The sequence below is a fragment of the Rhodanobacter sp. C01 genome, assembly GCF_002001045.1.
Taxonomy (GTDB): domain Bacteria; phylum Pseudomonadota; class Gammaproteobacteria; order Xanthomonadales; family Rhodanobacteraceae; genus Rhodanobacter.
On record NZ_MUNR01000009.1, the window covers coordinates 251,662 to 272,855 of the forward strand.

26 protein-coding genes are annotated in these 21,194 nt (G+C 63.6%); 15 read left to right on the forward strand and 11 right to left on the reverse strand.

Annotated elements, in window-relative coordinates:
- Nucleotides 1-76 precede the first annotated feature (76 nt).
- From lolD to B0E50_RS18380, 9 genes are all read right to left on the reverse strand, one after another.
- Complete coding sequence (gene lolD / locus B0E50_RS07215; protein ID WP_077440506.1) at nt 77-775, reverse strand: lipoprotein-releasing ABC transporter ATP-binding protein LolD; 699 nt, start codon at nt 773-775, stop codon at nt 77-79.
- 7 nt (nt 776-782) lie between these two features.
- Nucleotides 783-2,024 carry a lipoprotein-releasing ABC transporter permease subunit gene (locus tag B0E50_RS07220; RefSeq protein WP_077440586.1) on the reverse strand — a complete coding sequence of 414 codons (1,242 nt, stop codon included), beginning with the start codon at nt 2,022-2,024 and terminating at the stop codon, nt 783-785.
- A gap of 97 nt (nt 2,025-2,121) precedes the next feature.
- Entirely contained in the window at nt 2,122-2,559 is a 438-nt protein-coding gene (locus tag B0E50_RS07225) for a protein YgfX (RefSeq protein ID WP_077440507.1), read from the reverse strand.
- The gene (locus B0E50_RS07230; protein ID WP_077440587.1) at nt 2,531-2,782 is read right to left on the reverse strand and encodes a succinate dehydrogenase assembly factor 2; all 252 of its coding nucleotides are present in this window, start codon (nt 2,780-2,782) and stop codon (nt 2,531-2,533) included. The genes B0E50_RS07225 and B0E50_RS07230 overlap by 29 nt, the downstream gene beginning before the upstream one ends.
- A 100-nt stretch (nt 2,783-2,882) precedes the next feature.
- Nucleotides 2,883-3,665: a succinate dehydrogenase iron-sulfur subunit gene (locus B0E50_RS07235; RefSeq protein ID WP_077440508.1), complete on the reverse strand. Its 783-nt coding sequence runs from the start codon at nt 3,663-3,665 to the stop codon at nt 2,883-2,885.
- 23 nt (nt 3,666-3,688) lie between these two features.
- Nucleotides 3,689-5,476, reverse strand: coding sequence for a succinate dehydrogenase flavoprotein subunit (sdhA, locus tag B0E50_RS07240; RefSeq protein WP_077440509.1), 1,788 nt, complete (start codon nt 5,474-5,476; stop codon nt 3,689-3,691).
- A gap of 19 nt (nt 5,477-5,495) precedes the next feature.
- Entirely contained in the window at nt 5,496-5,879 is a 384-nt protein-coding gene (gene sdhD / locus B0E50_RS07245; RefSeq protein ID WP_139350449.1) for a succinate dehydrogenase, hydrophobic membrane anchor protein, read from the reverse strand.
- Nucleotides 5,880-5,896: 17 nt separating this feature from the next.
- Nucleotides 5,897-6,292: a succinate dehydrogenase, cytochrome b556 subunit gene (gene sdhC, locus B0E50_RS07250; RefSeq protein WP_077440511.1), complete on the reverse strand. Its 396-nt coding sequence runs from the start codon at nt 6,290-6,292 to the stop codon at nt 5,897-5,899.
- 87 nt (nt 6,293-6,379) lie between these two features.
- Complete coding sequence (locus B0E50_RS18380; RefSeq protein WP_254427202.1) at nt 6,380-6,484, reverse strand: DUF1674 domain-containing protein; 105 nt, start codon at nt 6,482-6,484, stop codon at nt 6,380-6,382.
- A gap of 113 nt (nt 6,485-6,597) precedes the next feature.
- Between B0E50_RS18380 and B0E50_RS07260 the strand changes: the two genes are divergently transcribed.
- Both B0E50_RS07260 and B0E50_RS07265 read left to right on the forward strand, forming a co-directional pair.
- Complete coding sequence (locus tag B0E50_RS07260; protein ID WP_254427203.1) at nt 6,598-7,458, forward strand: folate-binding protein; 861 nt, start codon at nt 6,598-6,600, stop codon at nt 7,456-7,458.
- Nucleotides 7,459-7,936: 478 nt separating this feature from the next.
- Nucleotides 7,937-8,371 (forward strand): cell wall hydrolase, encoded by a 435-nt coding sequence (locus B0E50_RS07265; protein WP_254427204.1) that lies wholly within the window; start codon nt 7,937-7,939, stop codon nt 8,369-8,371.
- A gap of 90 nt (nt 8,372-8,461) precedes the next feature.
- On the opposite strand, the gene B0E50_RS07270 is transcribed toward B0E50_RS07265, so the two are convergent.
- On the reverse strand, nt 8,462-8,947 hold the full coding sequence (locus B0E50_RS07270; RefSeq protein WP_077440515.1) for a glycine zipper 2TM domain-containing protein: 486 nt from the start codon (nt 8,945-8,947) through the stop codon (nt 8,462-8,464).
- Between the two features lie 26 nt (nt 8,948-8,973).
- The gene (locus tag B0E50_RS07275) at nt 8,974-9,579 is read right to left on the reverse strand and encodes a glycine zipper 2TM domain-containing protein (protein WP_077440516.1); all 606 of its coding nucleotides are present in this window, start codon (nt 9,577-9,579) and stop codon (nt 8,974-8,976) included.
- Between the two features lie 176 nt (nt 9,580-9,755).
- Here B0E50_RS07275 and B0E50_RS07280 point away from each other — a divergent pair, with 176 nt between their 5' ends.
- The 13 genes from B0E50_RS07280 to ccmD all read left to right on the forward strand — a co-directional run bounded on the left by B0E50_RS07280 (nt 9,756) and on the right by ccmD (nt 21,183).
- Nucleotides 9,756-10,535 carry a TatD family hydrolase gene (locus B0E50_RS07280; RefSeq protein WP_077440588.1) on the forward strand — a complete coding sequence of 260 codons (780 nt, stop codon included), beginning with the start codon at nt 9,756-9,758 and terminating at the stop codon, nt 10,533-10,535.
- 88 nt (nt 10,536-10,623) lie between these two features.
- Entirely contained in the window at nt 10,624-11,148 is a 525-nt protein-coding gene (locus B0E50_RS07285; RefSeq protein ID WP_077440517.1) for a MarR family transcriptional regulator, read from the forward strand.
- Between the two features lie 26 nt (nt 11,149-11,174).
- Nucleotides 11,175-12,671 carry an efflux transporter outer membrane subunit gene (locus B0E50_RS07290; RefSeq protein WP_077440589.1) on the forward strand — a complete coding sequence of 499 codons (1,497 nt, stop codon included), beginning with the start codon at nt 11,175-11,177 and terminating at the stop codon, nt 12,669-12,671.
- Nucleotides 12,658-13,893 (forward strand): efflux RND transporter periplasmic adaptor subunit, encoded by a 1,236-nt coding sequence (locus B0E50_RS07295; RefSeq protein ID WP_077440518.1) that lies wholly within the window; start codon nt 12,658-12,660, stop codon nt 13,891-13,893. Before B0E50_RS07290 ends, B0E50_RS07295 begins: the two co-directional genes overlap by 14 nt.
- A 15-nt stretch (nt 13,894-13,908) precedes the next feature.
- On the forward strand, nt 13,909-15,477 hold the full coding sequence (locus tag B0E50_RS07300) for a DHA2 family efflux MFS transporter permease subunit (protein WP_077440519.1): 1,569 nt from the start codon (nt 13,909-13,911) through the stop codon (nt 15,475-15,477).
- A gap of 92 nt (nt 15,478-15,569) precedes the next feature.
- Nucleotides 15,570-16,070 (forward strand): polyhydroxyalkanoate synthesis repressor PhaR, encoded by a 501-nt coding sequence (gene phaR / locus B0E50_RS07305; RefSeq protein ID WP_077440520.1) that lies wholly within the window; start codon nt 15,570-15,572, stop codon nt 16,068-16,070.
- Between the two features lie 115 nt (nt 16,071-16,185).
- Nucleotides 16,186-16,947, forward strand: a complete 762-nt coding sequence (gene phbB, locus B0E50_RS07310) for an acetoacetyl-CoA reductase (protein ID WP_077440521.1) — start codon at nt 16,186-16,188, stop codon at nt 16,945-16,947.
- 88 nt (nt 16,948-17,035) lie between these two features.
- Nucleotides 17,036-18,439, forward strand: a complete 1,404-nt coding sequence (locus tag B0E50_RS07315; protein WP_077440522.1) for an NAD(P)/FAD-dependent oxidoreductase — start codon at nt 17,036-17,038, stop codon at nt 18,437-18,439.
- Nucleotides 18,432-18,839 carry a DUF3293 domain-containing protein gene (locus tag B0E50_RS07320; RefSeq protein ID WP_077440523.1) on the forward strand — a complete coding sequence of 136 codons (408 nt, stop codon included), beginning with the start codon at nt 18,432-18,434 and terminating at the stop codon, nt 18,837-18,839. Before B0E50_RS07315 ends, B0E50_RS07320 begins: the two co-directional genes overlap by 8 nt.
- A gap of 60 nt (nt 18,840-18,899) precedes the next feature.
- Nucleotides 18,900-19,535 (forward strand): cytochrome c biogenesis heme-transporting ATPase CcmA, encoded by a 636-nt coding sequence (gene ccmA / locus B0E50_RS07325; protein ID WP_077440524.1) that lies wholly within the window; start codon nt 18,900-18,902, stop codon nt 19,533-19,535.
- Nucleotides 19,532-20,218, forward strand: a complete 687-nt coding sequence (gene ccmB, locus B0E50_RS07330; RefSeq protein ID WP_077440525.1) for a heme exporter protein CcmB — start codon at nt 19,532-19,534, stop codon at nt 20,216-20,218. Before ccmA ends, ccmB begins: the two co-directional genes overlap by 4 nt.
- Before the next feature lie 6 nt (nt 20,219-20,224).
- Nucleotides 20,225-20,983 (forward strand): heme ABC transporter permease, encoded by a 759-nt coding sequence (locus B0E50_RS07335; RefSeq protein WP_077440526.1) that lies wholly within the window; start codon nt 20,225-20,227, stop codon nt 20,981-20,983.
- Nucleotides 20,980-21,183, forward strand: coding sequence for a heme exporter protein CcmD (gene ccmD, locus B0E50_RS07340; RefSeq protein ID WP_077440527.1), 204 nt, complete (start codon nt 20,980-20,982; stop codon nt 21,181-21,183). The genes B0E50_RS07335 and ccmD overlap by 4 nt, the downstream gene beginning before the upstream one ends.
- Nucleotides 21,184-21,194: the final 11 nt, after the last annotated feature.

Genomic DNA, 21,194 nt, shown 5'->3' on the forward strand with positions numbered 1-21,194 from the left:
GACCCCGGCGGCATCGAGGATGAAAAGCGTGTAGGCAACCACCGCATATGCAGCGGCGTCACTATAGAGCCGACGATCAGTGCTTCGGGCTTTCCTGCAGCACGCCGTTGTGCAGCACCAGGGTGCGATCCATCCGTCCTGCCAGATGCGTGTCATGAGTGACCAGGATGAAGCTGGTGCCGATCTCCCGATTGAGTTCCAGCATCAGCGCATAGACCTGCGCGGCATTGCCTTCGTCGAGGTTGCCGGTGGGCTCGTCACCGAGCACGCAAGCCGGTCGGGTCACCAGTGCGCGCGCCACCGCGCAACGCTGGCGCTCGCCGCCGGACAGTTCCGACGGCTTGTGGTGGCTGCGTCCGCCCAGGCCCACTCTTTCCAGCAGCGCGATGGCCTGGCGCTGTGCCTCGGCAATCGCGGTGCCGCGGATCAGCAGCGGCATGCACACGTTCTCCAGCGCGGTGAACTCGGGCAGCAGGTGATGGAACTGGTAAATGAAACCGAGCGAGCGGTTGCGCACCCGGCCACGCTCGGCGTCGGAGAGTTTCGACAGCACACGGCCATCCACCTCGACCTCACCGGCGGTCAGCGTATCGAGACCGCCGATGATGTGCAGCAGCGTGCTCTTGCCCGAACCGGAGGCGCCGACGATCGCCATCGTCTCGCCGCGCTTCAGGGCAAAGCTGACATCGCTCAGCACGTCGGTGCGCAGACCGCCTTCGTCGTAGGTCTTGGCGACGTGGCTGGCGCGCAGCACGTTTTCACTATTCGGAGTCATGGCAGTCTTATTCATAGCGCAGCGCCTGCGCCGGCTGCGTGCGCGACGCGCGCCACGCGGGATAGAGGGTCGCCAGCAGCGAGAAGGCGAAGGTCAGCAGCGCGGTCCAACCGACATCGTGCCAGTCCAGTCGGCTCGGCACTTCGCTGATGTAGTAGACGTCTGGCGACAGGAAGGTCACATGGAAGGTGTGTTCGATCCACTTGATGATGCCCGGCAGCTTCCACGACAGCAGCGAACCGAAGCCCACGCCGAAGCCGATGCCGACGAAACCCACCAGCACGCCCTGCACCATGAAGGTGCCCATGATGCTGCGCGGCGTGGCGCCAAGCGTGCGCAGGATCGCGATATCGGCCTGCTTGTCGGTGACCAGCATCATCAGCATCGAGATCAGGTTGATCACCGCCACCAGGATGATCAGTGACAGGATCACGAACATCACCATCTTTTCCATCGACAGCGCGGCGAACAGGTTCGCGTTGGTATCCATCCAGGTCTGTACCCGATACACCTGCCCCAGCTTGTCGGCCAGCTCGCGCGCCACCGGACGGGCATTGAACATGTCGTCGAGGCGAAGACGGATGCCGGTGGGGCCATCCATGCCATTGAGCTTTTCGGCATCGCTCATGTTGACCAGCGCCAGACCAGAGTCGAACTGCTCCATGCCCAGTTCGAACAGGCCCACCACATGGAAGCTGCGCATCTTCGGTACGCCACCCATCGGGGTGGCATACAGCTGTTGCACGATCACCGTCACCCGATCGCCGACACCGATACCCAGTGACATGGCCAGATCCTTGCCCAGCACGATGTTCCAGCTGTTCGGTGTCAGCTCGTTCAGCGAGCCCTCGACCATGTGCTTGCTGATATCGACGACCTTCGGCTCCTGCGCCGGCTCGATGCCGCGGAGCAGTGCAGCGCTGGAATGACCTGCAGTCAGATAGGCCTCGGCTTCCACATAGGGTGCGGCACCCAGCACGTGCGGATTCGCCTCGGCAACCTGCAGCGCCCGCGGCCAGTCCTGCATGCTCTCGCCGACCCCGGAAACCGTCGCATGCGAGATCGCACCGAGGATGCGCGACTTCATCTGGTAATCGAAGCCGTTCATCACCGACATCACCGTGATCAGCGCGATCACGCTGATCGCGATGCACACGATCGATACAGTGGAGATGAACGAGATGAACTGATTGCGGCGTTTGGCGCGGGTATAACGCAGGCCGATGAAGAGTTCGAGCGGTCGGAACATGGGTGGTCGCTTGTGGTGGTCGCAGGGCAGGCCGCCCGGACGGACGGACATTATCCGGTATTCGGTAAGACCGCGCTGGCCCGGTGAAGTTGCCTGATCAAAGCCGCGGCACAGCTTCGCCCGGCTGCACCGTCGCCAGCCGCATGCGCAGACGACGACGGATATCCGCATCGCTGTTGTCAGGCGCGAGCAGCAACACCTGCGTGCCGTGCTCCGCAGTCTGCAGGCGCAGCAGCACGAAACCGCCCAACACTCGGAACGAAGCCAGCACGGCCGGCACGTCATCGTTATCAGCCAGGTGCAGTGTCCAGTTGTTGTCAGCACTCCAGCCCGCGGCCGCTACCGGGGAACCTGCCGCCTTGCGGGCGGATTGCCATGTCGCCAGCAGTACTCCGGCGATCAGCAGCAGTTTCAACCACGGCGCCAGTGCACACAGCGCGACAGCCAGCACCGCCAGGGCAGCAACCACCAGCAACATGCGTTGCAGCAGGCGCGACGTCCGATACTCAAAGCCGATGGCGGGTGCGGATGTCATCGATGATCCCCTGCCAGTCCGCGCGCTCCGGGCGCGCATGACCCATCACCCAATCCCACAGATCCGGATCCTGCACGTCCAGCAGTTCGTCGAAGGCTTTCCGCTGCGTTTCGTCGGCGTCGGCAAAGCGCTCATCCAGCCAGCCACCGAACAAGGCGTCCAGCTCGCGGGTGCCGCGACGGGTGCGCCAACGCAGGCGCCTGAGGCGGCCGTCGTCCGGCATGGCGTGATCGTTGCTCATGTCCGGAAGTGTAACGTCAGCCCGTCAGAACGCGACAGGCCGCACGAGGCGGCCTGTCGTGGCAAAACAACGAAAGAAGTAATCAGGGCGAGCGCCGTTCCACCATCAGCTTCTTGATCTCCGCAATCGCCTTGGCCGGGTTCAGACCCTTCGGGCAGGTGCGCGTGCAGTTCATGATGGTGTGGCAGCGGTACAGCTTGAACGGGTCTTCCAGATCATCCAGCCGCTCGCCGGTGGCCTCGTCACGCGAGTCGACGATCCAGCGGTAGGCCTGCAGCAGGATCGCCGGGCCGAGGTATTTGTCGCCGTTCCACCAGTAGCTCGGGCAGCTGGTCGAGCAGCAGGCGCACAGGATGCATTCGTACAGGCCGTCGATCTTCTTGCGCTCTTCCGGCGACTGCAGCCGCTCGCGATCCGGTGCCGGACTCTGCGTGCGCAGCCATGGCTTGATCGAGGCGAACTGCGCGTAGAAATGGGTCAGGTCGGGCACCAGATCCTTCACCACCTGCATGTGCGGCAGTGGATAGATCTTCACGTCGCCCGACGCGCATTCCGAGATCGCCCGGGTGCATGCCAGCGTGTTGGTGCCGTCGATGTTCATCGCGCACGAACCGCAAATGCCTTCGCGGCAGGAACGACGCAATGTGAGCGTCGAATCGATCTCGTTCTTGATCTTCAGCAGCGCGTCCAGAACCATCGGGCCGCACGCGGCAAGATCGACCTCGTACGTGTCGATACGCGGGTTCTGGCCATCATCCGGCGACCAGCGATAGATGCGGAAGGTGCGCGGATTCTTCGCGCCCTTCGCCGGATAATGCTTGCCCGGCTGGATCTTGGAATTCTTGGGTAGCGTGAACTCGGCCACGGTTGCCTCTCCAGTCGAAAACTTTAGTAAACGCGCTTCTTAGGCGGCACAACCTCAACCTCATCGGTCAAGGTGTACATGTGTACCGGACGGAAGTCGAAGCTGCTCTTGCCGGCCTCGTCCACCTTCACCAGCGTGTGTTTCATCCACTCGGTGTCGTTGCGATCGGGGAAGTCCTCGCGCGCATGACCGCCGCGGCTTTCCGTGCGCTGCTGGGCCGAGTGCATGGTGGCAATGGCCTGATCCAGCAGGTTGGCCAGCTCCAGCGTCTCGATCAGGTCGGAGTTCCACACCAGCGAGCGATCGCTGACGCGGACATCCTTGAACGATTCGCGCACCGCGGAAATCTTCTCGGAACCTTCCTTCAGCGTGGTACCGGTACGGAACACCGCCGCATCGCTCTGCATGATGCGCTGCATCTCCAGCCGGATCTGCGCGGTCGGCTTGCTGCCGTTCGCGTTGCGCAGCGCGTCGAACCGGGCCAGCGCCTTGTCCAGCACGTTGGCCGGCAGATCCCGATGCGCCGTCTCCGGCTTGATCAGTTCGGCGCAGCGATGCGCCACCGCGCGACCGAACACCACCAGATCGAGCAGCGAGTTGGAGCCGAGGCGATTGGCGCCATGCACCGACACGCAGGCCGCCTCGCCGATCGCGAACAGGCCCGGCACGATCGCGTCGACATCGTCGCCCTTCTTCTGCACGACTTCGCCGTGGTAGTTGGTCGGAATGCCGCCCATGTTGTAGTGCACGGTCGGGATGACCGGGATCGGCTCCTTGGTCACATCCACGCCGGCGAAAATGCGCGCCGACTCGGCGATGCCCGGCAGGCGCTCGTGGATCACCTCGGGACCGAGATGCATCAGGTTGATGAAGATGTGGTCCTTGTGCTCGCCGACGCCGCGGCCTTCGCGGATCTCCATCGTCATCGCGCGGCTGACCACGTCGCGTGAAGCCAGATCCTTCGCATTCGGCGCGTAGCGCTCCATGAAGCGCTCGCCCTCGGAGTTGGTGAGGTAACCACCCTCGCCACGCACGCCCTCGGTGATCAGGCAGCCCGCGCCATAGATGCCGGTCGGATGGAACTGCACGAACTCCATGTCCTGCAACGCGAGACCTGCGCGCAGCACCATGCCGCCACCGTCGCCGGTGCAGGTATGCGCCGAGGTGGCGCTGAAGTAGGCGCGACCGTAACCGCCGGTCGCCATCACCACCGCGTGACCGCGGAAGAAATGCAGGGTGCCTTCGTTCATGTCGAGCGCAAGTACACCGCGGCAGACACCTTCCGCGTCGAAGATCAGGTCGATCGCGAAGTATTCGATGAAGAACGTGGCGTCATGCGCCAGCGCCTGCTGGTACAGCGTGTGCAGGATCGCGTGACCGGTGCGATCGGCCGCGGCGCAGGTGCGCTGCGCGGTGCCCTTGCCGTAATGCGTGGTCATGCCGCCGAACGGACGCTGGTAGATCTTGCCTTCGTCGGTGCGCGAGAACGGCACACCGTAATGCTCCAGCTCGATGATCGAGGGAATCGCCTCGCGGCACATGTACTCGATCGCGTCCTGGTCACCGAGCCAGTCGGAACCCTTGACGGTGTCATAGAAATGGAAGCGCCAGTCGTCCTCGCCCATGTTGCCGAGCGCAGCCGAGATGCCGCCTTGCGCCGCCACGGTGTGTGAGCGGGTCGGGAACACCTTGGTGATGCAGGCCGCCTTGAGGCCCTTCTCGGCCAGGCCGAAGGTGGCGCGCAGGCCGGCGCCACCAGCGCCGACCACGATCACGTCATACAGATGTTGCTGGATCTTGTAGCTTTCCATGAAATCTCGGCCTCGCGTCTTATGGGGTCAGCGCAATGCGCAGCACGGCCAGCACGCATGCCAGCGCGCCCAGCACCGCGAGGAACTTGATCGCCACCAGCAGGACGACTTCCTTCCAGCGGGTATGCACGTAATCCTCGATCACCACCTGCAGGCCGAGCACTGCATGCCAGAACATGGTGAGCACGAACGCGATCAGCAGCAGCGCGTTCCACGGTTTCGCCACCGCCGCATGCGCCGTGGCGTAGTCGGCATGCAGCAGGCATAGCACGGTGGCGACGAACCACAGGCCGAGCAATACCAGCGCCGCGGCGGTCACCCGCTGGGTCCACCAGTGGCCTACGCCGGACTGCGACGAACCCAGGCCGAGAGCCGTCTTCAGCGGATTGCGCCGGTCTTTCATGACGGTGTCCTTCGTGCTCATGCCGCACCTCCGGCCATCAATACATAAGCCCACACCAGCACGGTAAGCACGATGCTGCCCGCCACCGACAGCCAGCTGGAGCGCACGAACTGGGGAATCGCATAACCGGCACCGGCATCCTGGATCAGGTGACGGATGCCGTTGCACAGGTGATAGAACAGCGCCCAGCTCCAGCCGAACAGCAACACCATGCCGACCGGGCTGCCGATGATGCTCTTGAACTGGTTGAAGCTGTCTTCACCCGCCGCCAGATGCAGCAAGCCGCCAACCACCAGCACGCTGCCGACGGCCAGGGCGATGCCAGTGGCTCGATGCACGATGGAAGTCATCATCTGCACTTGCCGCTTGTAGATCTGGAGATGCGGGGAGAGCGGTCGTTGCGTGTCTGCCATGGCGGCTATCCTGTGTGGAATCGCTGATGTCCGTACCACATCGTCCTCTGCCCGCTGCACGGCGACCACGATCGCAGCGATGGCCGCTCAGAAGTCGATGCAGCGCCCGTTCTTTTCCCAGTCGCCATAGCGGGTGGGATCAGGAACCGGTTGCTCCACCGTCACCTTGTCCTGTGCCGGTCGCTCGGGCACGGCAACTGGCTCCGTCGGAACGGAAACAGGTTGAGACTCGGCTGGGGAGGAGATATCGGACATGGTTTTTGTTAGCCGCCAAAGGTTAATACTTGCGGCAAAGCAGCACAACCTTGAGCCAGCCCATACCACTTGTGCTTGAGTCCGATCGCCCCAACCTCACTCTGCCTATGCCGATACCTTTTCCTGCGGAAACCCTGCTGCTCGAAGGCCCGGACGCCATTGCGTTCGCGCAGGGCCAGTTCAGCAGCAAGGTCAGTTCACTCGAAATCGGACAATGGCAGTTCAGCGCTTGGCTCGATCCACAAGGTCGCGTCCGTGCGCTGTTCCAGCTTGCCAGACTCGCCGACGACCGTTTGCTGCTGCTGTTGCGCGGCGGCAGCGCTGCCGCACTGGTCGATGCACTGCGGCGTTTCGTGTTCCGCTCGAAACTCACGCTGACAGCATTGCCGCTATGCGCGTTGACCACCGGCCCCGCCCAACCGATACACGCGATCCAAGGTGAAGCGGAAACACTTTCATTCGGTTGCGGCACGCACAGCATGCAGATCACGATCGAAGATGATGGCAACGATGCATGGCGCCTGCTGCAACTGCGCGCAGGCTGGCCGTGGCTGCCCACGCAGATATTGAATGAATTGCTGCCACCGGCACTGTCGCTGCACCGCCTGCACGCCGTCGCCATCGACAAGGGTTGTTATCCAGGCCAGGAAATCGTTGCACGACTGCACTATCGCGGCGGCCACAAGCGTCACCTGCATGGCGTCACGTTGTCGCAGATGGCGAGCCCCGGTGAAGCACTGCGTTTCGATGGACGTGAAGTCGGCTGCCTGCTTGATGTCATCGACACGGACTCTGGTGTCGAAGCACTTGCGGTGTTGAGTGATGACGTTTTTGCACAGGTTGCGAATGGACGTCTAAATGCATTTGAGGACAACCTGGTGGTTAGCCTCGACACACAATGGCCGGCATGAGTGATGCTTGACATCGACAAGAAAATTCGTCATGGCACTTGTCAACGCAAGATGAGCATCAGTTAAACTTCAACCACTCGGCACTTGCCAGCGGATATATCCGCCGTTACGCTCCGCCGACTGAATATCGCGACATCCGGAACACGGGGTGTCGAAGTACGCGACGAACCGGATGTATCCGACATCGGCGCGACCCGGCAGCATGATCGCCGGATGGCATACCGCCTCGCAGCAACGAGTGCGGATGAAGTTGCAGGCAACACGGCCGACCCGGCCAGCGCATCGCCTTTGCAGCACTCAATCCAGATCGGCACAGACTCCGCCGCTCTTACCGCCACAATCCCGTGGCAAAGCGTCCAGCCACAAGTTTCGGCTGCGGCGATCAATCCAGATGGAACGGCCTGCCAGCCCGTCCATCGCAACGGCGCACAAGACCTGCAAACCGGTTTTGCGCGTACAGCACGTTGGAGGCAGATACATGAAACTTTCCATGCTGTTGTGGCTCACCTCGCTGATGCCCCAGCCCGTCGCAGACCATGCATGTCTGGCCACCACCGTATATCTGGAGGCCCGCAGCGAACCCACCATCGGTCAGCTCGCCGTGGCCGAAGTCGCATTGCGTCGCCGTGATCGCGGCCAGTGGGGCAACACCGTATGCAAGGTGGTCACTGCTCCACATCAGTTTGCCACCACTACCACGTCAGGTTCGTTCGAGATCGACAACCTGGAATCATTCAGCAAGGCGTGGCAAATCGCCGGGCGATCACTTTACAACTGGCAACTGCCCGTAGCCGAACGACACATGCTGGTTCCGCATGCCGATCATTTCGCCACGACCGCGATCAGCCCTGCCTGGTCCCGCAACCGCCCGAGCGTCACGATCGGCGAACATGCGTTTTATGCAGTGAATTGAGCGCCATGGAAATAGCGAAACAAAAAAGGCCCTCATGCGAGGGCCTTTTTTGCTTATGGACGTCCATATGAATGGACGTCTGTTTGAAACTCATCGGGCGTAGACCAGTCCGTCACGCACCTCGACATAGTCGCCGTTGCGCACGCCAGGATTGGGACGTTGGGTTACCGTTGCATACTGCCCGTTGTCCAGGCGCACGACGATTCGCCATCCTGTGCCATTGCCATCACTGCGCTGACCGACCTGGTTGCCGACAGCGCCACCCGCCACGGCACCCACTACCGTGGCAGCCGTGCGGCCATCACCCTTGCCGATCGTGCTGCCCAGCACACCGCCGGCTACCGCGCCGATGATCGTGCCGAGCGCGGTGTTATTGGTGCCATTGCTCAGGTAGACCTGCTGCACGTCCTGCACCACGCCACAGGCCTGGCAACGGACATGGCCGCCATACCCGGCGGGCGGCGGCGGTGGCGGGTAGCCGTAGCCGTTGTTGTACGGCTGGGTAACGCAGCCTGCCATCGCGAGAGTGCCCGTCACCGCGGCGGCCAGGGCAAATTTGCTTATCAATGCGTTCATGACCACTTCCTTTTCAGTAGACCCGCTCAGCGGGCATCGGATACCGCAGTCACACCTTCCTGAACCTGCACCCGGTCACCCGGATCGTGGTCCATGCGTACAGTACGGGTGACCCCGTTGTACACGTAGCGCACATCATAAGCGACGACCTGTGAATCGGCGCCTTGCACGGTACTGCACTGACGCTCCACTGATGAAGTCACCTGTGGCTGTTGGCGGCTGGCCTCGATGCGATTGCCGGCGTACCCGCCGCCGACGGCACCTGCGACCGTGGCCAGCGTATTGCCCTTGCCGCCACCGACCATGTGGCCAAGCAGACCACCGGCAACGGCACCGATCGCGGTACCGGCAATTCGATGCTGATCCTTCGGCGGAGCCGTGTGGGTCACCGTCTGATCGTGACAGACCTGCCTGGGACTCGTTGCCTGGCGCACCGGGTCGACACTGACGACCTTGGCGTACCTGACGCCATTATCCGCATTGCCCCCGGCATCTCCCGGCGCTGTTGCCGCATCGGTCGCCACGGCGCCGCTGCCTGTCACGGCATCCGCATTGCGGTTGCACGCAGCCAGCCCCATCGCGAGCGCCGCGGCGATGCCGATATTGAGTGCATTCACCATCAACCTGTTCATCTCGATACCTCTCCTTCTGTGATGCATTGTGTAATGTCGATACGGCGCATCATCGCAATTACCTGCGCTGCCTATTGAACCGCCGCGCAACTGAATCGGGGCTAGCTCGCATTCATTACATTATCTTCACATCGGGATCGCGGAACTTTCGATTGCCGCACGACACGGAGTACACCATGCCCCAGCTTGTCGACAGCCATGTACACCTCGATGACAACAGTTTCGCGATTGACCGCGATACCGTGATCGAGCGTGCCCGTGATGCCGGCGTCAACACGATGATCCTGCCTGCGGTGGATGCGGCCAGCTGGCCGAAAATCCAGACGCTGTGCACAAGCCATCGCGGATTGTTTCCGGCATTCGGCCTGCACCCGATGTTCCTGGCCCGACATGCACCAGAGCATGTTGACGCGCTATCCACCTGGCTTGATGGGAGCAGCGCGGTGGCCGTCGGCGAAATTGGCCTGGACTTCCATGTGGAAGGCCTCGACCATGACCAGCAGCGGCATTACTTCGCGTGCCAGCTGCAGCTGGCGCGCGAGCGCAAGCTGCCGGTCATCGTGCATGCACGCGGTGCGCTGGAAGAGGTAACCCTCACCCTGCGCCGGACCGGCGGCCTGCACGGCGTGGTGCACAGTTTCTCCGGCAGCGAACAACAGGCCCGGCATTTGTGGGACATGGGCTTTTGCATCGGCATCGGCGGCCCGGTGACCTACGAGCGCGCCCAGCGCCTGCGTCGCATCGTGGCGCAGATGCCGATCGAGTTCCTGCTGCTGGAAAGTGATGCGCCGGACCAGCCCGATGCCGCCCATCGCGGCGAGCGCAACGAACCTGCCCGTATCACGGAAGTATTGCGCTGTATCGCAACGCTGCGAGGCGAGTCCGAAGCTGCGATTGCCGCAGCTACAACGGCCAACGCCCGTCGCCTGTTCGAACTGGACCGGTGCAGCAACTAGCCAGACTGTCGTCTTGCACGATGACACTTGCAGGCAACGACTTGCGCTTGCTATATTTTATTTCACCAGTGAAATATGACTTGATGAAATGGCTCGGTTGACAAATTGCATCGCGATGATGAACGAGGGCATCGAACGGGTGAGTCAGATCATCCCGCAAATGCCTGCCGTTGAAGCGCGACTGTGCCGGTTGATGCTGATGGTAGGCAGCAGCCTCGAAGAAGAGCTTGAGTTCAAGCTGAAGCCACACAAGTTGAATCACAGTGACTTCCTCACCCTGATGATTCTGTACAGCCGACCGGATGGCAGTTCCACGCCAGGCGAACTGTGTGAGTTCGCCACCCAGGGCGCCACCAACATGACGCGCATCACCAATTCGCTGGTCAAGCGCGGGTTGATCACCCGCGGTGCCAGCGCAGAAGACCGGCGCCGGGTAGTGATTCGCATCACGGCTGCCGGAAAGCGCTTTGTGCAAAAGATGCTGCCGCCGATGTTCCCCCGCGTGGGTGCGATGTTTGCCGACTTCAGTGATGCCGACAAACGCAACCTGAGCCGCCTGCTGAGCAAGCTCGCCCACAATCTCGATCAACTGGATCCGGGCACCCAGCCATGAAGGCCACGAAATTGAAGAAGATCCTGATGAAACATTTGCCATTTCATCGCACTGCCATCGCGACGGCATTGGCTCTTTTGCTGGCCGCATGTGCAATACCGGCAAAGCTGAATCACCCAAACCTGCGTGACGACGTGCCGCTCGCGGGTCTGCAGGCACCTGCCCGCGCCGGCTGGCCAGATACCGACTGGTGGCGCGCCTATGGCGATCCACAACTTGATCAACTGATCGCGATCGCGATGAAGCAGTCGCCGGACCTGGAGCAGGCGCACAGCCGCGTGGTCAATGCCGAGCAATCGGTACGGCTCGCCGCTGCCCAGGCTGGCCTCAACGTCAATGGCAACGCGCAGTTCGAGCGTCAGCGCATGAGCGAAAACGGCATCCTCAGCCTGCTGCCCTCGAACATCCCGATCGATCCCTGGTACAACCAGACCGACCTGGGCCTGCAGGCGAAATACACCTTCGACTGGTGGGGCAAGAAGCGTTCGAGCATCGAGGCCGCACTCGATCAGGCGCATGCCGCCGAGGCGCAGCGCAGTGCTGCCGCACTGACGATCCAGAACACCGTGGCCGACACCTACTTCGGCTGGCAGGGCGATCAGGCACGCCTCGCACTCTCCTCACAGTTGGTCACTGCGCAGGAAAAGTTGGTGCGCATCGCCGAGCTGCGTGTGGCACAGGGCGTGGACCTCACCGATACCGCGCAGCAGGCCAGGGCACAACTCGCGGCAGCGCGTGAGATGCATGTCGCCCTGCAAGGCTCGGCCGCCATCCGCAAGGTGGCACTGGCTTCCCTGCTCGGCATTGCGCCAGCCGACCTGCCTGCTTTGCAGCCCCGACCGTTGCCCGAAGTGGACAGCCGCATTCCCGCCAACGCGCGGCTCGACCTGATTGCGCGCCGCCCCGATATCGCGGCGAGCCGCTGGCAGGTCGAAGCGGCGCTCAAGCAGACCGACGTTGCACGTGCGCAGTTCTTCCCGGACATCGGCATCAGTGCCATGGCCGGTCTGTCCAGCCTCGACATGGGCAAGCTGCTCGAAGCCGGCAGCCGCACCTTTGCATTGACCCCCGCGCTGCATCTGCCGATCTTCGAAGGCGGTCAGCTGAAGGCCAATTACGGCGTCAGCAAGGCCCAGCTGGCGGCTGCGGTGGCGGAATACGACAGCACCGTGGTGAGTGCCGCACGCGACGTGGCCACCCAGGCGCTCACCGCCCAGCAGATCGCTGCACGGCGCAAGGAACAGTCCGCGCAGATCACCGCCAACGAACGCCTGCTCGCCACCGCACAGGCGCGCGCCCATCAAGGTGTGCGTGACGCACGCGAAGGCCTTGCTGCGGCAGCGCAGCTGCTGCAGCAGCAAGACGATGCCGCCAGCCTGCAGGCCCAGGCCGTTTCCACTGACCTGGCCCTGATCAAGGCACTCGGCGGCGGCTACCAGACCACCGGCGAGATCAGCAACGCCAGTCCGACCTCCCCTTCACTTTCAAATCCGTCCGGAGACGACGCCGATGAGCGCCACTGAGTCCGACAAGACCGCCAACAAGACCGCTGACGACAACGACAGCGGGCTGACGGCGAAGAACCCGGCCAAGCGCCGCAAGACGCTGTTGATCATGCTGCTCGTGTTCGTGCTGATCGGCGTGATCTGGTTCCTGCTGTGGACGCTGGTGTTTTCCCGGCGCGAGACCACTGACAACGCCTATGTGAATGGCAACCAGGTGGCGATCTCGGCCCAGGTGCCCGGTACCGTAGTGGCGATTCTTGCCGATGATACCCAGCACGTCGACGCTGGCCAGATCCTGGTCAAGCTGGACAACACCGATGCCAGCGTGCGCCTGAGTCAGGCACGCAGTGCGCTGGCGCAGGCGGTACGACAGGTGCGCCAACAGACCGACTCCGCCAGCGGTAGCGATGCCGCAGTCGCCGCCCGACAGGTCGACCTGAAAAAGGCTGAAGCCGATCTCAAGCGACGCCTGCCACTGATCGCCCAGCAGGCCGAGGCGCCGGAAACCATCCAGCACCTGCGCGATGCCGTCGATCAGGCGCGTGCCGCGTTGACCTCCGCCCAGGCGCAGGCATCGGCCGAGCACGCCTCGATCGAAGGCACCGACATCGCCAACAACCCGGCCGTGCTGCAGGCGCGCGCGAATTTCCGTGCGGCCTGGGTGGCGGCGCAGCGCAACACGATCTACGCGCCGGTGTCCGGTTACGTGGCACAGCGCAGTGTGCAGCTGGGCAACAGCGTGCAGCCCGGTCAGCAGTTGATGACCGTGCTGCCGTTGCACGACCTGTGGATCGACGCCAACTTCAAGGAAAACCAGCTACGCCACGTCCGCATCGGCCAGCCGGCCAAGATCGAGACCGACCTCTATGGTGGCAACGTCGAATACCACGGCAAGGTAATCGGCCTGGGTGCCGGCACCGGCAGCGTGTTCTCGCTGCTGCCTGCGCAGAACGCCACCGGCAACTGGATCAAGGTGGTGCAGCGCGTCCCCGTGCGCATTGCGCTGGACAACCAGGAACTGGACAAGCATCCGCTGCGCATTGGTCTGTCCAGCGATGTCACCGTCGACATCACCGACGACCGCGGCGCCGTGCTGGCACCGCAGGCCGAGCATCCGGCCGTGGTGGCCGAAACCACGGTGTACGAGCAGATGGCCAGCCAGGCTGACGCCGAAGCCGATCAGGTGATTCGCGCCAACCTGGGAGCCTCCGGCAACACCGGTGGCAACCACTCGAACTGAGGCTGAGTCCAATCCATGGCTGCCATCTCCTCCGACGCCGCTCCCTCCGACGCCGCTCCCCTGAAGCCGTTGCAAGGCGGCATGCTGGCCCTGATGACGATCGCCGTCGCGTTCAGTACCTTCATGGAAGTGCTGGACATGACCATCGTCAACGTGGCCGTGCCGCATATCGCCGGCAGCCTGGCGGTGAGCCCGAGCGAAGGCACCTGGGCGATCAGTTCGTACTCGATGGCCAGCGCGATCATGCAGCCGTTGACCGGCTGGATCGCCAGGCGCTTCGGCGAGGTGCGCACCTTCGTGGTCTCGGTCGCGCTGTTCGTGGTGTTTTCGATGCTGTGCGGCCTGGCCACCAGCATGCCGATGCTGGTGGTGGGCCGCTTGCTGCAGGGCGCCGGTTCCGGCCCGATGGTGTCGCTGGCATTGGCGCTGCTGCTGGCAAACTATCCCAAGAGCAAGCAAGGCATCGCACTGGCGCTGTGGGCGATGACCGTGGTGATCGCGCCCGTGCTGGGCCCGATCCTTGGCGGCTGGATCACCGACAATTTCACCTGGCCGTGGATTTTCTACATCAACCTGCCGGTTGGCATCGGCGCCGCCGTAGTTACCTGGTTCCTGCTGCACAAGCGTGAATCGAAGACGGTGAAGGCTCCGATCGACGTGATCGGCCTGGTGCTGCTGGTGGCAGGCATCGGCTGCATGCAGTTCATGCTGGACAACGGCAACGACCACGACTGGTTCGCCTCGCCGCTGATCCTCACGCTGGGGCTGATCGCCCTGGTAAGCCTGAGTTTCCTGATCGCCTGGGAGCTCAACGCAAAGCATCCGGTGATCGACCTCTCGCTGTTCAAGCAACGCAACTTCACCATCGGCGTCAGTGCCATGTCATTCGGCATGCTGGCATTCTTCGCGATCAACGTGGTGTCGCCGCTGTGGCTGCAGACGACACTGGGTTTCACCGCCAGCTGGTCCGGCATGACCAGTGCCTGGGTCGGCGTGCTCGCCTTCCTGCTGTCACCCGTGGTCGGCAGCATGCTGGGCAAATTCGACCTGCGCGCGATGATCACAACGGCTTTCGTGATACTTGCCGGCACCTCGTTCTGGTTGTCCACCTACGACAGCAGCGCTTCCTACATCAGCATGGTCTGGCCGCGACTGGTGATGGGTCTGGGCATTCCACTCTTCTTCATTCCGCTGAACCAGATCTATCTTTCGGGCCTGCCAGCTGATCAGATCGCCAGTGCCTCGGGCCTGGCCAATTTCTTCCGCACGCTTGGCTCCAGCGTCTCCACGGCCCTGACCGTGACGCTATGGCAGCACCGTACCGAGTTCCACCATGCTTCGCTGACCGAAAACATCACCGCAGCCGCGCCCGCGGCCACCGGATTCCTGCAGCAATTGAAAGGTGCCGGACTGGTCGGCCAGCGCGGACTGGCCGTGGTCGATCAACTGATCAGCCGGGAAGCGGCCACGCTGGCGGTCAACGACGTGTTCTGGCTGTGTTCGGTCATCTTCATCTTCATGATTCCGTTGCTATGGCTGGCCAAACCGCCGTTCGGCAGTGCCGGTAGCCCCGGAGGCCATTGACCAAATGCTGCAGATTGCTGCAGCCATAGGCTGCAGCATGAATACCGGCCCACGGCTGGTGCGGCGCAATATCTTCTGCTAGCGTTCGCCGCATGGCACAAACTAAACGCACCATCAAGAAGTATCCGAACCGGCGTCTTTACGACACGGAAATCTCCAGCTATATCACGCTGGAGGAAGTCCGCCAGCTGGTGCTGGACAACGAGGATTTCGAGGTCCGCGATGCCAAGACCGGCGAGGATCTGACCCGCTCGGTCCTGCTGCAGATCATCTCCGAGCACGAGGACAAGGGGCAGCCGATGCTGTCGCCGCAGCTGCTCAGCCAGATCATCCGCTTCTATGGCGATTCGCTGCAGGGCTTCATGGGACCCTATCTGGAGCGCAGCCTGCAGGTGTTCCTGGATCAGCAGACCCAGTTCCGCAGCCAGCTCAACAGCCTGATGGGGCAGACCCCGTGGAACACGCTCAATGAGATGACCGAGCGCAACATGGCGGCCTTCCAGGCCATGCAGCGCGGACTGATCGATACTGCTGCCAAGGTCATGCCCACGCCGGCTGCCAGCAGCCGCAGCGGCAGCAAGAAGTCCGGCTGATTCCAGCCCTACGACGGCGCGTCTGACGCGCCGTTTGCTTGTTATTCCGGGTCGAGCGCTGCAGCACAGCATGTGCTGCCTTGCCGCATGACTGAAACCAAGGGGACGAAAACCCATGAGCGAAACGGCTCTCCCAAAGCGGGTGGCGGTGGTTACCGGCGGCATCGGCGGACTCGGCACGGCGATCTGCCGCCAGCTGGCCCAGGCCGGCTGCAAGGTCATCGCAGTGGATCTGGCCGCACGCGATGAGCGCGTCGTGGCATTTCACCAGGAACTGGCCGCTTTCAACGGTGCGATCACCTTCGAGGCCGCTGACGTCAGCAACTTCGACGACTGCCTGCAGTTGACCGCGCGCATCGAGCAGGAGCATGGCAGCATCGACGTGCTGGTCAACGCCGCCGGCATCACCCGCGACGCCAGCCTGCGCAAGATGTCGCCGCAACAGTGGCACGAGCTGATGCGGGTGAATCTCGACGGCGTATTCAACATGTGCCGCAACGTGGTCGACGGCATGACTACGCGCGGCTTCGGCCGCATCGTCAACATCAGCTCGGTGAACGGCCAGACCGGCCAGTTCGGCCAGACCAACTACTCCGCCGCCAAGGCCGGCGTGCACGGCTTCAGCATGGCGCTGGCGCGCGAAACCGCACGCAAGGGCGTCACTGTAAATACGGTATCGCCGGGTTACTGCGACACGCCGATGGTCGCCGCAGTCGCCGACGACATTCGCGCACAGATCATCGCCGACATCCCGGTAGGCCGCCTCGGCGCTCCGGCCGACATCGCCCGCGCGGTGAACTTCCTCGCCGCCGACGACGCCGGCTACATCACCGGCATCAACCTGCCGGTCAACGGCGGCTACTTCATGAGCTTCTGAGCGGGCCCCCACAGATCCCGGCACTGCCGGGATTGCAGTCACGCGCCGCTTGCGGAACAGTGGGCGGACACTCTTCACGGATCGCAACATGGCGCAGCAACCCATCACCCTTATCGGCGGCGGTCTGGTTGGCGCCTTGCTGGCGCAGCAGTTGGCGCAGCGCGGTTTTGCTGTCGAAGTTTATGAAAAGCGTGCCGACCCGCGGCTGGCTGGCTTTCTAGGCGGTCGTTCGATCAACCTAGCATTGGCCGAACGCGGCCTGCAGGCCCTGCGCACGGCAGGGCTGGCCGACGACGTATTGCAGCGGGCAGTGATGATGCGCGGTCGCATGGTGCATACCCGCGATGGCGACAGCGGTCTGCAACGCTATGGCGTCGACGACAGCGAAGTGATCTGGTCGGTCTCGCGCGGGGCGCTCAACATGCTCTTGCTGGATGCCGCCGAGGCAGCCGGCGTGCGGTTTCATTTCGGACAGTCGCTGGTACATGCCGACTTCGACCAGCAACGCATCCGGCTGGCCGATGCATCAGGCGTGGAACGAGACCTTTCGATCAGCATGCTGATCGGTGCCGACGGCGCCGGCTCGGCGGTGCGTGCCGCAATGAACGCATGCAGCCCATTGGCCGAGCGCATCGAGTCGCTCGGCCACGGCTACAAGGAACTGGAAATCCCACCTGCGGGCGAGCTGCCTGCCGCCGTGCTGCAGCTCAGCGGCGGCCACGCCCAGTTCGCGCTGGAACCGCACGCGCTGCACATCTGGCCGCGCGGCGGCTACATGTGCATCGCGCTGCCGAATACCGAGGGCAGTTTCACCGTCACCTTGTTCCTGCCGGCGCAAGGGGCGGCACCGAGTTTCGCCACCCTGCCCGATGCAGCCGCCGGCGCCGCCTTTTTCAGCGAACAGTTTCCGGACCTGCTGCCGCTGATCCCGAACTTCCATGAGGACTACGACAGCCATCCGGTCGGCACCCTGTCCACGCTGTATCTGGATCGCTGGCATCTGGACGGTCGTGCCCTGCTGATCGGCGATGCCGCCCACGCGATCGTGCCGTTCCACGGCCAGGGCATGAACTGCGGATTCGAGGACACCGTGGTGCTGGCGAACCTGCTGGCTGCCGCACCGGACGACGGCGCCGAGGTCTTCGCCGAATTCCAGCGCGTGCGCCAGCCGAACGCGAACGCCATCGCCGCGATGGCTCTGGAAAACTACATCGAGATGCGCGACTCGGTGGCCGATCCCCACTACCTGGCCAAGCGCGAACTCGGCGCGCTGCTGGCCACCCGCATTCCCGCCCACTACATGGCACGCTACCGCATGGTGACCTTCACCCATCTTCCCTATGCGTATGCGCTGGAACGTGGTCGTGCACAGGATCAGTTGCTGGAGCAGCTGCTGCGCGAAAACCCGAACGTGGCGACCATCGACATCGACGCCGCTGCCCAGCTGTTCCAGACCACGCTGGCCCCGCTACCGGCGCTGCGCCATGGATGAGGCCCTGCTGGAAGCGTTCCGCTCCACGACCTACCACGTCTGCATCGACACGGTGAACTGGGCAACCCTGCGGATCGACCTGCCGTTGCCAGTCGCGCTTGCCGGCGTGGTCGGCATGCGCTCGTGGGCTTTCATCACCGCCTGGAATCCACAGGCGCGACGACGCCCGCCGGCAGAGAACCTGGCCGCCCAGCGCGAGCTGCTGGCGGCTCTGCAGGCGCAGCCTGCCGCCGTCGTGCTGCCCGCCATCGGCGTGGGCAGCAGTGGCTGGAGCGAGCCCAGCCTGTTCGCCATCGGTCCCGACGTCGCCACGTTCGACAGGCTGGCCAAGGCACACAGACAACTGGCTTACGTGCACGGCGAGGCTGCCAGCGCCGCTCTTTTGCGCATGCTGGACTGAGTCTTCAGCGGCAGTGCGCCGCATGGACAAGCACCCACGGCATTGCGGACAATCAAGGCAATGACCGCCGCAAACACCGCCGTGCCCCTGCTCGAAGCACGGGCCTTGAGCTTTCTTCGCCAGGACGAACCGGTGTTCGCGCCGCTGGATTTCCAGCTGCATGCGGGCGAACTGGCACTGGTCGAAGGCGACAACGGCAGCGGCAAGACCACCTTGCTGCGCATCCTCGCCGGGCTGCTGCATGTCGGCGAGGGTGAGTTGCACTGGCGCGGCGAACCGATGCAACGCGATACCTGCACTGGCGAAATCCTGTTCCTCGGCCATCAGCTCGGCCTCAAGGCCGACCTCAGTCCACGCGAGAACCTGCGGATCGCCGCCGGCCTGTTCGGTTGCCGCGACGGTATCGGCGTGGCGATGGTGCTGGATCGGATCGGCCTGCGCGGCTACGAGGACGAACCGGTGCGTCGGCTGTCCGCCGGCCAGAAGAAACGCGCCGCACTGGCGCGGCTGCTGTTGCTGCCGGCCACGCTGTGGTTGCTTGACGAGCCCTACGCCAATCTCGATCGCATCGGCATCGCCCTGGTCAATCAGCTGCTGGAAACGCACACCGCCGCCGGCGGTGCCGCGCTGGTCACCAGCCACGGCGCGGTGAGTTTCCATGGCGGCGAACCGCGGCATATCCGGATGCACGCATGAACCGTCCAGGCGTTGCCACCGCCTGCGCCGCGATGCTGCGGCGCGACCTCACCCTGGCCTGGCGCCGGCGCGGCGATATCGCCATGCCGGTGCTGTACGCGCTGATCGTGACGATGCTGTTCCCGTTTGCACTGGGGCCGGAGGACACCCTGCTGCAGCGGATCGCCGGCGGCGTGGTGCTGGTCACCGTGCTGCTGGCGATGCTGCTGGCGCTGGATGCGATGTTCTCCAGCGATATCGAGGACGGCTCGCTGGAGCAACTGGTGCTGGCACCACAACCGCTGGCGCTGATGCTGGGCATGAAGATCCTCGCCCACTGGCTCACCACCGCGCTGCCGCTGATCGTGATCGCGCCGCTCCTGGCCGCGATGCTGCACCTGCCCGGCGCGGTGATTCCGGTGCTGCTGCTGGCCCTGTTGCTGGCCACGCCGCTGCTCAGTCTTCTTGGTGCCGTACTGGTCGCGCTAACGGCCGGCACACGGCGCTCTGGTATGCTTCTCGCCTTGATGTTGCTGCCTTTGTGCATGCCGGCCGTGATCTTTGCCGCCGGCGCCGTGGCAGCCGCCCAACAGGGACTGCCGTGGCTCGCGCCGATCGCCTGGCTCGCGGCCGCCTTGGTGCTGGCTGTGGTGCTGGCGCCGCTGGCCTGCGCGGCGGCCCTTCGTATTGCCCTGGATGCCTGACTGTTTATGTCTAGCTGGATCCCCCTCTGGTTGCACAAACTCGGCTCACCGCCGACGTTCTACCGCTTTGCCGGCACGCTGCGGCCGTGGGCAATGGGGCTGGCGCTGCTGCTCGGCGCCATCGCGCTGTACGGCGGCCTCGTGCTGGCGCCAGCCGACTACCAGCAGGGCGATGCCTACCGGATCATCTTCATCCACGTGCCCAGCGCGTGGATGAGCATGTTCATCTATGCGGTGATGGGCGTGGCCTCGTTCATCGCGCTGGTATGGCGGATCAAGCTGGCCGAGGTGGTGGCGATGGAATCGGCGCCGATCGGTGCGGCGTTCACCTTCATCACCCTTGTCACCGGCTCCCTGTGGGGCAAGCCGATGTGGGGCACCTGGTGGACGTGGGATGCGCGGCTCACGTCCGAGCTGGTGCTGCTGTTCCTCTATCTGGGCGTGATCGGGCTGTACCACGCGTTCGAGGATCGTCGGCAGGGCGCGCGCGCCGCCGCTTTCCTGGCGATCATCGGCATCATCAACGTGCCGATCGTGCATTTCTCGGTGAACTGGTGGAACACCTTGCACCAGGGCAGCACGGTCAACATTTTCGGCAAGTCGAAGATGTCCTGGGACATGCTGTGGCCGCTGCTGACGATGATGCTGGCGACCAAGTTCTATTACGTCGCCAGCCTGTTCAACCGCGTGCGCACCGACCTGCTGGCGCTGGAAGGCGGCAAGGACTGGGTGCGCAAGATCGCCGAAGACGAGGCAAAGTCATGAGTGCCTTGCAAGCCTTCTTTGCGATGGGTGGTTATGCGATCTACGTGTGGCCAGCCTACGCACTGTTCTTCATCGTGCTGATCGCCGACACCATCGCACCTGGCGTGCGCCGCCGCCGCGTACTGCGCGAACTTCGCGCCAGGCTGGCGCGTCAAAGCGTGCGTCAGAATCGCAACTCTCCTGCCCCGCCGTCGCCCTGACCGGAACGATC